Here is a 13198-nt window from a genome sequence, read left to right on the forward strand (position 1 = left end):
TCATAAATAATGACTAGCGCTTTTTTTATTTCAAACGGCTAAAAATTTAATTTATGACTCTGATAATTGTCTGATTTCGGCAACAACTTTTGTAATATACCGACACCCTTCTCCCACATCCTTTAATACTAATGCGTGAGCACCAATTACTGCATTATCACCAATCTCTATCTCACCACCGATAATCGAAGAATTACAACCAATATAAACATGGTTGCCAACTCGAATATCTGCTTTGCCATCCTTTTCTTTTACTCCAATGGTCACACCTTGCATTAAGGTTACGTTCTCACCTAATTGGCAGTAATTAGTCAGTACAATCCCGATTGGATGCGGTAACGAAAGGCCTTTACCTATGCGAGTTCTTAATGAGATATCGTTACAATATTTACGATTGTTTTTAGCACCAATACGAATGCCTAATTTTTTAAGAAAACGATTTTTAGAAAAATAAAAGAATTGGGCGACACGCCACCAAAATAGGTAACGTGAACGTTGGCAAAAAAAGACACGGTGAAAAAGACGTATCCAACTAAAAGGCTTGTTATCGCCAATATACTCGGCGTGTAAGCAAGCCTTAAGTTCAGAAAGTGTAACTTCTGCTAATGCCATTAAATGCCATCACCACATTCAAAACCCGGCACCACACCATTAAAGTGTTGATCCATATCGAATGAAGGCTTGTCACTGGTAGGTTTACCGACAATGCGAGCAGGAACGCCAGCAACGGTAGTGTGTGCAGGAACTTCATGTAAAACGACTGATCCCGCACCAATTTTGGCACCGCGACCAATCTCAATATTACCAAGGATTTTAGCACCCGCACCAATCATCACACCTTCACGGACTTTAGGGTGACGATCTCCCCCTGTTTTGCCTGTCCCGCCTAAAGTGACAGACTGTAGGATTGAGACATCGTTCTCAACAACTGCTGTTTCACCAATCACAATACCTGTTGCGTGATCAAGCATAATACCGTGGCCAATGCGCGCAGCAGGGTGAATATCGACACCAAAGGTCACAGAAATTTGATTTTGCAGATAAACAGCAAGGGCTTTGCGATCTTGGTTCCACAACCAGTGAGCTATACGATAAGCTTGTAAGGCATGAAAGCCTTTTAAATAAAGCAGTGGTGTTGAGTATTTATCAACAGCCGGATCACGCAAGCGAACCGCTGAAATATCATAAGCAGCGCATTCAATCATCGAGGCATCGCTACGATATGCTTCTTCAACAATTTCACGAACAGCAATCGCAGGCATAGTCTGAGTCGCTAATTTATTCGCCAGCATATAACTTAAGGCACTACCTAAGTTTTCATGCTTGAGTAATGTCGCATGGAAGAAGCTCGCCAAAATAGGCTCACAATCCGCCAAACATTTAGCTTCACCTTTAATATGATCCCAGACTTTTTTTAGTTCTTCTAGCGACATGCTCACTCTCATTCTTTTACATTGAAGCCTAAGTAAAAACTTAGGCTTCTTATGTTTAAAACCAAAACTGATGCCTTAAGCAACTATCTAAAATAGACTTAGAATAGATTACTGTCTATCTCATCTTTAGTGGCTCTACCTAATAAAGATAATGCCGCTTCTTTCGCGTCTTTATGCTGATATAAAATTTGGTAGATCTGCTCAGTAATAGGCATTTCAACACCAACTTGTTCTGCTAATGCGCGGACTTCCTTGGTATTACGATAGCCCTCAACTACTTGACCTATTTTTTCTTGTGCCGTATCAACATCAAGCCCTTGACCTAACATCATGCCAAACCGACGATTACGAGATTGGTTATCGGTACAGGTTAAAACTAAATCCCCCAACCCCGCCATTCCCATAAACGTTGCGGCATCTGCACCTAATGCTTTACCTAAACGACTCATTTCAGCAAGGCCACGAGTAATTAGTGCTGTACGTGCGTTTGCACCAAACCCCATACCATCAGACATACCTGCGCCAATAGCAATCACGTTTTTTACCGCGCCACCTAATTGCACACCGATAAAGTCAGGATTTTTATACACACGAAAACTTTTACCACAATGGAACAACTGTTGTAACTCTTCAGAAAAGGTGTTGTCCGTTGATGCAACAGAAATCGCAGTAGGCAGACCTGCAGCAAGTTCTTTGGCAAAAGTAGGGCCAGATAAAACTGCAAGCGGGATTTCATTACCTAATACTTCACGCGCTACATCTTGCAATAAGCGACCAGTATGAGCCTCAAGTCCTTTTGTCGCCCAAACAACACGTGCATCCTGACGTAAAAAGGGTTTGATCTGCTGTAATACGTCACCAAAAACATGGCTTGGGATCACAACCAGAATATTACGGCTGGCTTCAATGGCTTTTTGCAAAGAAGCTTCCATGTATAAACTATCAGGAAAGGAAACATCGGGCAGAAATGCCTGATTACAGCGTGCTTGTTCTAACGCCGCAACATGCTCAGGATCATGACCCCAAAGCACAACATCATGGCCATTGCGCGCTAAGGTAATCGCTAAAGCGGTGCCGTATGAACCGGCACCGATAACTGTCATAGAAGCGTTCATTAAGCTTCTTCAGCCCCTTCATTAGCTGCATCAGTTTGTTGCTGTTGTAAATAGTTCATAAACAACGCATCAAAGTTAACTGGTGCTAAGTTCAGTTGTGGGAAAGTACCACGGCTGACTAAGTTAGTGATACATTCACGAGCATAAGGGAACAGAACGTTAGGGCAATATGCACCTAAGCAATGTGCTAATTGAGTGCCTTCAATGCCTTCAACAGTGAAGATACCTGCTTGTTGCACTTCACACAGGAATGCAGTCTCGTTATCCATAGTTGCAGTTACAGTGACACGCAAAATAACTTCATACACGTTTTCAGCTAAAGTATTAGAAGATGTATCTAGATCTAATTTAACTTCTGGTTGCCACTCTTTTTGGAAAACTTGTGGAGCATTAGGCGCTTCAAAAGAGATATCTTTTGTATAAATACGCTGAATTTGAAAAGTCATCTCTTGGTTTTGCTGTTCTGACATAATAATCTTACCTTTTTATATCCTTATTAATTGAATAGCAGTAAGTATAGAACTCAATCTGCTCGCTCGTTATTTTTTACCCTTAGCCAGTGGTAAATTTTCACCACTCCAGCCTGAAAGACCATCTTTTAAGATAAAGACTTTTTCAAAACCGAGTTTAATTAGGCTTTCAGCAGGTTTTGCACCTTCAATGCCTGACGGTGATACAACAATAACTGGCTGTGATTTATATTTCTCCAGCTCAGCAATATTATTATTTTTGATTTCAGAAGGCGTTAAATTGATAGAATCAATGATGTGTCCTTTACGGAATTCATCACGGCTACGGATATCAACACATACCGCATTCTCTTTATTTATCAAAGAAATCGCTTCTGTACGGGAAATATTTTTCGTCTTAGAAAAAAGCCCTTTAAAGGTCAATACAATGACCGCCACCAGCAGCGCAACCCAAACAAAACTTAACAGGGTGTGCCGGTTGAAAAATTGCATTACTTCTTGCAGCATAGGATGCAATCACTCTCGTTAGTTAAAAATAGTATCAAAGAGCCAAAGTATACCTTTGTCATGGCGCAATTACAGCCTATTCCTGCGTTTCTCTTTCAGTTTTTGCGGAAAGTTTCTCAACAATCATTTTTTTTATTGACGGATTTATGTACCATTAGCACCGGATTTATGAAAAATGATGAATTGAAAAGGTCACCCCTTTTTACTCTACAAGATCCCTCTTCAGGCAAGCTATTAATAAATCAGCATCCCTTATAATGGCTATTTACGTAGAAATTACCCTTTGCGTAAAATTCATACCTGTCTGAGAAACAACAATCTGTTATTTATTTAAAAGTATTGAGAACACGAGCATGTCGCAAACAAATCAAGTGCCTAAAATTGGATTCGTTTCATTAGGTTGTCCTAAAAATTTAGTGGACTCTGAACGTATCCTAACCGAACTGCGCACAGAAGGTTATCAAGTTGTTCCTACCTATAATGATGCTGATTTAGTCATCGTCAACACCTGTGGGTTTATTGACAGCGCAGTACAAGAATCACTAGAAGCAATAGGTGAAGCACTCGATGAAAACGGTAAAGTCATTGTTACCGGTTGTTTAGGTGCAAAAGAGAATCAAATTCGTGAAGTGCACCCAAAGGTACTCGAAATCACAGGGCCTCATAGTTATGAACAAGTTTTATCACATATTCATCACTATGTGCCAAAACCTGATCACAACCCTTTTATCAGCCTTGTACCCGAACAAGGTGTCAAGTTAACACCTCGCCATTACGCCTATTTGAAAATTTCTGAAGGTTGTAATCATCGTTGTACGTTCTGCATCATCCCATCCATGCGTGGTGATTTAGATAGTCGCCCAATTGGTGAAGTATTAAATGAAGCCAAAAGATTAGTCAACGCAGGGGTAAAAGAATTACTGGTTATCTCACAAGATACGTCTGCTTATGGTGTTGATACTAAGCACCAAACAGGGTTTTGGGATGGAATGCCAGTTAAAACCAGTATGGTGAGTTTATGCGAACAGCTCGCAAAATTAGGGATTTGGGTTCGCTTGCATTATGTTTACCCATACCCACATGTTGATGATGTTATTCCTTTAATGGCTGGAGGCAAAATTTTGCCTTATTTAGATATTCCATTACAGCACGCAAGCCCGAAAGTTTTAAAACTAATGAAGCGTCCAGGCTCTGTTGAGCGCACCTTAGAGCGAGTAAAACGCTGGCGTGAAATTTGCCCTGAATTAACCTTACGTTCTACCTTTATTGTTGGTTTTCCGGGTGAAACAGAAGAAGATTTCCAAATGTTATTGGATTTTCTCACCGAAGCACGTTTAGATCGTGTAGGTTGCTTTAAATACAGCCCTGTTGATGGCGCGAAAGCGAATGAATTAGCCGATCAAGTACCTGAAGAAGTAAAAGAAGAACGCTATCACCGTTTTATGAAACTACAACAACAAATTTCGACTGAACGCTTACAAGAGAAAATTGGCAAAGTGCTACTTGTGATGATTGATGAAGTCGATGAAGAAGGCGCTATTGGTCGAAGTATGGCTGATGCACCTGAAATTGATGGTGCAGTTTACCTTAACGAGCAGTTTGATGTAGAGCCAGGACAAATCGTTCGTGTTCTTATTGAACACGCAGATGAATATGACCTTTGGGGTACTATCGTCGAATAATTTCTCTCGTGGACAGCGTGATATTTTATTGCGCTGTCACACGGATTGCCTCTTTTTTCCTCTCTCCTTCTATTATTGCTTTATAATCTCTTATTAATTGAATAGATTACCTGTTAGGTATTATCTGAAATTTCGGCTTTATTTCATGTTAGCTGGTCAGTTGTTTTGTGGCATGAAATAATCTTACAAACTGTTATGAAAGGTACGTTGGTCAGATGGCAGAGAAAATGGATCTTCAAAAAAAAACACATCAGTCTTATCGTGTATTTTCTTTACCGTTAATCACGTTGCTTATTAGTACCACTCTATTTTCAGCCACTCCTGTTTTTGCCAATTCATTAACAGATAATCGCAATCAATTAAAAGATCTGCAAACCACGATTGCGGAAAAAGAAAAACAAGTTCAAGAACAACAAAAACAACGAACTGCACTTCTTAATCAATTAAAAACACAAGAGACACAAATCTCTAATGCAGGTCGTTCAGTGCATGAAACTCAAAGTCGCTTACAAACTTTAGGTAAAGAGATCAAAACAATTACCGCGAATATTGCACGCCTACAAAAACAATATCATTCACAACAAGCGTTATTAGCCCGTCAAATGGACGCCGCTTATCGTCAGGGTAAACACCAAGGTATTGAACTCTTATTTCGTGGTGAAGAGGGTCAGCGTGAAGAGCGTATTTTGGCGTATTACAGCTATATCAATGATGCACGAAAAGAGACAATGGCCGAACTGGCTCAAACATCAAAAGAACTGGAAGCGGAAAAAAACGCGCAGCAAGCAAAACAAAACGAACAAAAACAAGTCTTAACTAAACAGCAGCAAGAAAAACAAAAGCTTGATAACGCATTAGCGGCTCGACAAAAAACACTAACTCAACTTGAATCCACCTTAAAAGCGGATCAGAAAAACTTAGCCACTATGCGTGCTAACGAAGCACAATTAAGAAATAAAATCGCTCAAGCAGAGCGAGAAGCTAAAGCCCGCGCAGAGCGAGAGGCTCGAGAGGCTGCCCGCATTGCCGCTAAACAACGTGAAGCCCAACAGCGAGGTTCAACCTATAAACCAACTGCTGAAGAGCAATCATTGATGTCACGTACAGGTGGTTTAGGCAAACCCGCAGGACAAGCAATTTGGCCAATTAGAGGCTCTTTATTACACCGTTTTGGTGAATCTATTTCTGGCTCTGGTGAATTGCGTTGGAAAGGAATTGTTATACCTGCAGCCCAAGGCACTGAAGTAAAAGCGATTGCTGATGGTCGTGTATTACTTGCAGATTGGCTTCAAGGTTATGGTTTGGTTGTCGTGGTTGAACACGGAAAAGGTGATATGAGCCTTTACGGTTATAACCAAAGTGCTTTAGTAAATGTCGGTCAGCAAGTAAAAGCAGGCCAATCTATTGCTTTAGTCGGTAATAGTGGTGGACAAGAGCGTTCAGCACTCTATTTTGAAATTAGACGTCAAGGAAAAGCAGTAAACCCTGTTCCTTGGCTTGGGAGGTAGGTTTGAAATTACTTGGCACATTACAACGCAAAAGTGCTTTTTTACTTAGTTTAATGTTGCTAAGTCTGGTTGTGAGTACACCTGCATTTGCGGCCAAATTAGCCATTGTGATTGATGATTTTGGTTATCGTAAAAAAGAAGATAACCAAATTTTACAACTTCCAACTGCGGTTTCTATTGCCATTTTGCCTGATTCACCTCATGGAAAAGAAGTGGCGAATAAAGCCCATGCACAAGGGCGGGAAATTCTCATCCATATGCCCATGGCTCCTATCAGTAAACAGCCTTTAGAGCGTGATACCCTAAAACCGTCAATGGATCAGGCTGAAATTAATCGCATTATTCAACATGCTATTAATAATGTGCCTTACGCCGTCGGTATGAATAACCATATGGGCAGTGCAATGACATCAGATAGACAAGCGATGGATAGAGTCATTAAAGCGCTTAATCACTCAAACCTCTATTTTTTAGATAGCGTAACCATTGGTAATACACAAGCTGCCATTGCAGCTAAAGCCGCGGGTGTTCCCTCTTTACGTCGTCATGTTTTCTTAGATAATGTACAAACAGAAGCAGAAACCCGCCAACAGCTAAATCGCGCGATTGCCTTAGCACGAAAAAATGGATCAGCCATCGCTATTGGACACCCTCACCCTTCTACCGTCAGAGCATTGCAACAACAACTGCCTTTACTCCCAGCGGATATTCAACTAGTCGCACCAAGTAGCCTATTAAAACCACAAATAGAAAAACCAGTACAGCCCGAACCACCAAAAGTTGTACCACCTACAGAACAACCGCAAGAGCCAAAACCTGCCTCATGGTTAAAACCCGCACAAGAAGCCATTATTTCGATGAAGAAAAGTACGCTGATTAATACGTTATCCAATGGATTTGGCTCATCAGAAAAAAAGAATTTACCCAACCCACCTAATCCTAATTCAATGGGTGAAATTGAAAAGTAATGCAATAAAAAAGAGCCTTGAAAGGCTCTTTTTTGGCTTAATAAGCACTCATTACTGCCAATCTAAAATCACTTTACCTGATTGACCTGAACGCATGATATCAAAGCCTTTTTGGAATTCATCAATTGGGAATTGGTGGGTAATAATCGGAGAGAGATCAAGACCAGACTGGATAAGCGCGGCCATTTTGTACCACGTCTCAAACATTTCACGACCATAGATACCTTTAATAAACAGCCCCTTAAAGATAACTTGTCCCCAATCAATTGCCATATCCGAAGGTGGAATACCTAAAAGGGCAATACGGCCACCATGATTCATAGTGTTAAGCATAGTACGAAACGCTGGAGGTGCCCCAGACATCTCTAATCCCACATCAAAACCTTCTGTCATACCTAATTCTTTCATAACATCGATTAGGTTTTCTTTGCTAACATTAACCGCTCGGGTAACACCCATTTTTTTCGCGAGATCAAGACGATATTCATTAACATCAGTGATCACCACATGGCGAGCACCTACATGTTTACAAATTGCTGCTGCCATAATTCCAATGGGGCCAGCGCCAGAAACCAACACATCTTCACCCACTAAATCAAAAGATAACGCGGTATGTACAGCATTACCAAAAGGATCAAAAATAGCGGCTAATTCATCAGGAATGTTGTCTGGAATTTTAAACGCATTAAAAGCTGGAATAACCAGATATTCAGCAAAGCAGCCCTGACGGTTTACACCAACACCAATAGTGTTACGGCATAAATGAGTACGACCACCACGACAATTACGACAATGACCACAAGTGATATGCCCTTCACCCGAGACACGATCACCAATATTAAAGCCTTTAACTTCTTGCCCTATCGCAACAATCTCACCGATATATTCATGGCCAACGACCATAGGCACAGGAATTGTTTTTTGTGACCACTCGTCCCAGTTATAAATATGAACATCAGTGCCACAAATCGCTGTTTTACGAATTTTGATCATCACATCGTTATGACCAAGTTCAGGTACTGGAACATCGGTCATCCAAATACCTTCTTGTGCTTTTAATTTTGACAATGCTTTCATAGAGTAACCTTATGCAATCACATTAAGTTCTTTGCCGATTTTGATAAATGCCGCCACTGCACGCTCAATTTGTTCAGTCGTGTGTGCTGCCGACATTTGTGTACGAATACGCGCTTGCCCTTGAGGCACAACAGGATAGAAGAATCCCGTCACATAAATTCCTTCATCAAGTAAACGTGTTGCAAATTCTTGCGCTAATTTAGCTTCACCTAACATCACTGGAATAATCGCGTGATCGGCACCTGCTAATGTAAAACCTGCAGCACTCATTTTTTCACGGAAAAGTGAAGCATTGCGCCATAAACGATCACGAATTTCATCACCTGATTTCAACATCTCTAATACGGCAATAGAGGCTGAAACAATGGCAGGTGCTAATGAATTGGAGAATAAATAAGGGCGAGAACGTTGACGTAACCACTCGACCACTTCTTTACGAGCCGCTGTATAACCACCAGAGGCACCACCTAGCGCTTTACCTAAAGTGCCTGTGATAATGTCAACTCTCCCCATTACATCGCAATATTCATGAGTTCCCCGACCTTGCGCTCCCACAAAACCCACGGCATGAGAATCATCAACCATCACTAATGCACCAAATTCATCTGCTAAATCACAAATAGATTTGAGATCGGCGATCACGCCATCCATTGAAAACACACCATCAGTTGCGATCATGATATGGCGAGCATTATCTGCTTTGGCTTTTTCGAGTTGTATGCGCAGTTCTGCCATATCGTTATTGGCATAGCGATAGCGTTTGGCTTTGCATAAACGCACACCATCAATAATAGACGCATGGTTTAAGGCATCAGAAATAATGGCATCTTCTGGGCCCATTAGTGTTTCAAATAGTCCACCATTGGCATCAAAGCAAGATGAATACAAAATGGCATCTTCCATACCCAAAAATTCAGCAATTTTATTTTCTAATGTTTTATGTGAATCTTGAGTACCACAAATAAAACGGACAGATGCCATACCAAACCCGTGGCTATCCATACCTGCTTTTGCGGCTTCAATCAGCTTGGGATGATTTGCTAAACCTAGATAGTTGTTAGCACAGAAGTTAATAACATGGCTTCCGTCAGCAACGGCGATATCAGCACTTTGTGAAGAGGTGATGATGCGCTCATTTTTAAAGAGGCCATCTTGACGAGTTTGTTCGAGTTGTTGATTAATTTGTTGATAAAATGCGGGAGTAGACATACTTTCTCCTAAGACAGCAAGCTGAAAAGCGAAACATAAATATTTTGACTATAATATAGTCAGCTTTGTTTCTTATTCTATGCCTTTGTTCTATTAAAAACGACAAATGTAAATAAATAATGTTATTTATGTAATTAAGATCACTAATACACACTGCATTTTTTGAGAATTTCAGTCTGTTGTTCCGTGATGAATACTACCGTTAACGCTGTTCAGTGTTATTATAGACCTAGAGCTAATTTTAAGATTTTTATATGAAGGGGTAGCCACATGATTATCGTCACGGGCGGTGCAGGTTTTATCGGCAGCAATATTGTTAAAGCGTTAAATGATGAAGGTTATACCGATATTTTGGTTGTTGATAACCTCAAAGATGGCACCAAATTCGTTAATTTAGTTGATCTCAATATCACTGATTATATGGATAAGGAAGATTTTATTGCGAGTGTTGTTGCTGGTGATGATTTTGGTGATATCGATGCTGTTTTCCATGAAGGTGCTTGCTCTTCTACCACTGAGTGGGATGGCAAATATATGATGGATAACAACTATCAATATTCTAAAGAGCTACTTCATTTTTGTCTTGAGCGCCAAATTCCTTTCTTATATGCCTCTTCTGCTGCAACTTATGGCGGTCGCACTGATAATTTTATCGAAGAGAGAAAATATGAAGCACCTTTAAATGTCTACGGTTATTCAAAATTCTTATTTGATGAATATGTACGCCAGATTTTACCTGAAGCAGATTCGATGATTTGTGGCTTCCGTTATTTTAATGTTTATGGCCCACGTGAAGGTCATAAAGGCGGTATGGCAAGTGTCGCATTCCATTTAAATAACCAAGTAAATGCCGGTCAAAATCCCAAATTATTCGAAGGTAGTGAAACCTTCCAACGTGACTTTATTTATGTTGGCGATGTGGCAGCGGTTAATTTATGGTTCTGGCGTAATAATGTATCCGGTATTTTTAACTGTGGTACGGGTCGAGCTGAATCATTCCAAGCTGTTGCCGATGCCGTTATTGCTCATCATAAAGATAAAGATCTCTCTATTGAACATATTGAATTCCCTGAGAAATTGAAAGGTCGTTACCAAGCATTTACTCAAGCTGATCTAACAAATTTACGTAAAGCAGGTTATTCCGCACCTTTTAAAACAGTTGCTGAAGGTGTAGAGCTTTATATGCAATGGTTAAATCAAGGTAAGTAATCACTGTTTATGAAAATCTTTGTGGTAGGGCCGTCATGGGTCGGGGATATGATGATGTCCCAAAGTCTTTATCGTACATTGAAAGCATTACATCCGGCGGCAACCATTGATGTAATGGCACCTGCATGGTGTCGTCCATTACTCGAAAAAATGCCAGAAGTTGATAATGCAATCCCAATGCCATTAGGGCACGGTGCTTTAGCCATTGGTGAACGTCGTCGTTTAGGAAAACAATTAAGAGAGAATGGTTATACTCACGCTTATGTATTACCCAACTCGTTTAAGTCTGCATTAATCCCTTTCTTTGCAGACATTCCTAAACGCACTGGATGGCGTGGGGAAATGCGTTATGGGCTATTAAATGATTTACGACCTTTAGATAAAGACGCATTTCCTTTAATGGTTGAACGCTACGTTGCGCTAGCTTATGACAAGCAAAAAGTCCAAAAAGCGGCTGATTTACCTCAACCTCTGCTTTGGCCTAAGTTATCAGTAGCCGAGAGTGATATCTCTACCACATTGCATCAATTTTCATTATCTACTCAGCGTCCTGCTATTGGTTTTTGCCCAGGCGCTGAATTTGGCCCTGCTAAACGTTGGCCTCATTACCATTACGCAGCTTTAGCACAGAAACTCATTGAGCAAGGTTATCAAATCTTCTTATTTGGTTCTCAAAAAGATAAAGAAGCAGGCGAAGAAATAAAACAAACCTTAACGTCAGAAGCACGTGAAGCATGTTTTAATCTTGCTGGCGAAACCAGTCTTGAGCAGGCGGTTAATTTAATTGCCTCTTGTAAAGCAGTCGTCAGTAATGACTCTGGTTTAATGCACATTGCTGCTGCGTTAGAACGTCCGTTAGTAGCACTTTATGGCCCAAGTAGCCCTGACTTTACGCCACCGTTATCACATAAAGCGCGCGTGATCCGTTTAATTACTGGTTATCACAAAGTACGTAAAGGGGATGCAGAACAAGGCTATCACCAAAGCTTAATTGATATTCAGCCAGAAAAAGTCTTTGCAGAGCTTGAAAATTTACTGTCAACGGAGCCATCAGCGTGAAGCGGGTATTAATCGTTAAAACCTCTTCTATGGGGGATGTTTTACATACGTTGCCTGCATTAACTGATGCAATAAATGTTTATCCTGATATTCGTTTTGATTGGGTAGTCGAAGAAGGTTTTGCACAGATCCCTAGCTGGCACCAAGCCGTTGATACGGCTATTCCTGTGGCGATACGTCGTTGGCGAAAAAACTGGTTTAGTGCGCCTATTCGTGCAGAGCGCGCGCAATTTCGTCGCGCTATTCAAGCTCATCATTATGATGCCGTTATTGATGCACAAGGATTACTGAAAAGTGCATTCTTAGTGACTCGATACGCCAAAGGAATAAAACATGGTTATTCCCGCCAATGTGCCCGTGAGCCATTAGCTAGCTTTTTTTACAACGTTCGCCATGACGTCAGTAAAAAAATGCATGCCGTTGAGCGAATTCGCCAGTTGTTTGCCTTAAGCTTAAATTACCCTATTCCACAATCTCAGGGGGATTATGGAATTGCACAGCATTTTCTCTCACTTCCATCCTTTGATGAACGCCCTTATTTGGTATTCTTGCATGCAACTACGCGTGATGAGAAACATTGGCCAGAATCCCATTGGAGAGAATTAATCGCCTTACTCGCAGATTCTGGAGTACGCATTAAATTGCCTTGGGGTGCAGAGCATGAACACCAACGAGCCATTCGCCTAGCAAAAGATTTTGACTACGTTGATGTGCTGCCAAAAATGTCGCTAGCCCAAGTGGCTCAGGTTATTGCTGGTGCTAAAAGTGTGGTGTCTGTCGATACCGGATTAAGCCATTTAACGGCCGCATTAGATAAACCCAATATCACCCTATTTGGCCCCACCGATCCCGGTTTAATCGGCGGTTATGGTAAAGCCCAAACGGCTATAAAAGCAGAAGGCGGGGATATTGGGGAGATAAGTGCACAACAAGTTATTAATATTCTCAATATTTAGCCTTA

The 13198-nt window shown here is 40.9% G+C and carries 13 protein-coding genes; 6 read left to right on the forward strand and 7 right to left on the reverse strand.

The genetic code is table 11. The features are described from left to right. Nucleotides 1–51: 51 nt before the first annotated feature. The 5 genes from ABN217_RS12135 to ABN217_RS12155 all read right to left on the reverse strand — a co-directional run bounded on the left by ABN217_RS12135 (nt 52) and on the right by ABN217_RS12155 (nt 3525). Nucleotides 52–612, reverse strand: coding sequence for a serine acetyltransferase (locus ABN217_RS12135; protein ID WP_196554623.1), 561 nt, complete (start codon nt 610–612; stop codon nt 52–54). Continuing rightward, nucleotides 612–1433 carry a serine O-acetyltransferase gene (gene cysE, locus ABN217_RS12140; protein WP_196554624.1) on the reverse strand — a complete coding sequence of 274 codons (822 nt, stop codon included), beginning with the start codon at nt 1431–1433 and terminating at the stop codon, nt 612–614. Before cysE ends, ABN217_RS12135 begins: the two co-directional genes overlap by 1 nt. A gap of 98 nt (nt 1434–1531) precedes the next feature. Next, complete coding sequence (gpsA, locus tag ABN217_RS12145) at nt 1532–2548, reverse strand: NAD(P)H-dependent glycerol-3-phosphate dehydrogenase (protein ID WP_023583407.1); 1017 nt, start codon at nt 2546–2548, stop codon at nt 1532–1534. After that, a complete protein-coding gene (secB, locus tag ABN217_RS12150) occupies nt 2548–3018 on the reverse strand; it encodes a protein-export chaperone SecB (RefSeq protein ID WP_006534205.1) in 471 nt (156 codons plus the stop codon). The genes gpsA and secB overlap by 1 nt, the downstream gene beginning before the upstream one ends. Nucleotides 3019–3087: 69 nt before the next feature. Beyond that, nucleotides 3088–3525 carry a rhodanese-like domain-containing protein gene (locus tag ABN217_RS12155; RefSeq protein WP_023583406.1) on the reverse strand — a complete coding sequence of 146 codons (438 nt, stop codon included), beginning with the start codon at nt 3523–3525 and terminating at the stop codon, nt 3088–3090. Between the two features lie 353 nt (nt 3526–3878). On the opposite strand from ABN217_RS12155, the gene rimO reads away from it, so the two are divergent. From rimO to ABN217_RS12170, 3 genes are all read left to right on the forward strand, one after another. Continuing rightward, the gene (gene rimO / locus ABN217_RS12160; protein ID WP_349459461.1) at nt 3879–5207 is read left to right on the forward strand and encodes a 30S ribosomal protein S12 methylthiotransferase RimO; all 1329 of its coding nucleotides are present in this window, start codon (nt 3879–3881) and stop codon (nt 5205–5207) included. A gap of 215 nt (nt 5208–5422) precedes the next feature. After that, entirely contained in the window at nt 5423–6715 is a 1293-nt protein-coding gene (gene envC / locus ABN217_RS12165; protein ID WP_196554625.1) for a murein hydrolase activator EnvC, read from the forward strand. Between the two features lie 2 nt (nt 6716–6717). Further along, nucleotides 6718–7683: a divergent polysaccharide deacetylase family protein gene (locus tag ABN217_RS12170; RefSeq protein ID WP_502935127.1), complete on the forward strand. Its 966-nt coding sequence runs from the start codon at nt 6718–6720 to the stop codon at nt 7681–7683. A gap of 51 nt (nt 7684–7734) precedes the next feature. Here ABN217_RS12170 and tdh read toward each other — a convergent pair whose 3' ends face one another. Together tdh and ABN217_RS12180 are read right to left on the reverse strand one after the other, a co-directional pair. Continuing rightward, entirely contained in the window at nt 7735–8760 is a 1026-nt protein-coding gene (gene tdh / locus ABN217_RS12175; protein WP_072070445.1) for an L-threonine 3-dehydrogenase, read from the reverse strand. A gap of 9 nt (nt 8761–8769) precedes the next feature. Next, nucleotides 8770–9969 (reverse strand): glycine C-acetyltransferase, encoded by a 1200-nt coding sequence (locus ABN217_RS12180; RefSeq protein WP_196554628.1) that lies wholly within the window; start codon nt 9967–9969, stop codon nt 8770–8772. Nucleotides 9970–10239: 270 nt separating this feature from the next. Here ABN217_RS12180 and rfaD point away from each other — a divergent pair, with 270 nt between their 5' ends. Genes rfaD through rfaC form a run of 3 tightly spaced genes read left to right on the forward strand, consistent with a single transcriptional unit; the run spans nt 10240 to nt 13193 of the window. Continuing rightward, nucleotides 10240–11178, forward strand: a complete 939-nt coding sequence (rfaD, locus tag ABN217_RS12185) for an ADP-glyceromanno-heptose 6-epimerase (protein ID WP_072070447.1) — start codon at nt 10240–10242, stop codon at nt 11176–11178. Nucleotides 11179–11187: 9 nt separating this feature from the next. Further along, entirely contained in the window at nt 11188–12237 is a 1050-nt protein-coding gene (gene rfaF / locus ABN217_RS12190) for an ADP-heptose--LPS heptosyltransferase RfaF (RefSeq protein ID WP_349459463.1), read from the forward strand. After that, on the forward strand, nt 12234–13193 hold the full coding sequence (rfaC, locus tag ABN217_RS12195) for a lipopolysaccharide heptosyltransferase RfaC (RefSeq protein ID WP_349459464.1): 960 nt from the start codon (nt 12234–12236) through the stop codon (nt 13191–13193). The genes rfaF and rfaC overlap by 4 nt, the downstream gene beginning before the upstream one ends. Nucleotides 13194–13198: the final 5 nt, after the last annotated feature.

The sequence above is a fragment of the Proteus sp. fly-1067 genome (genome assembly GCF_040139345.1).
GTDB classification, from domain to species: domain Bacteria; phylum Pseudomonadota; class Gammaproteobacteria; order Enterobacterales; family Enterobacteriaceae; genus Proteus; species Proteus vulgaris_B.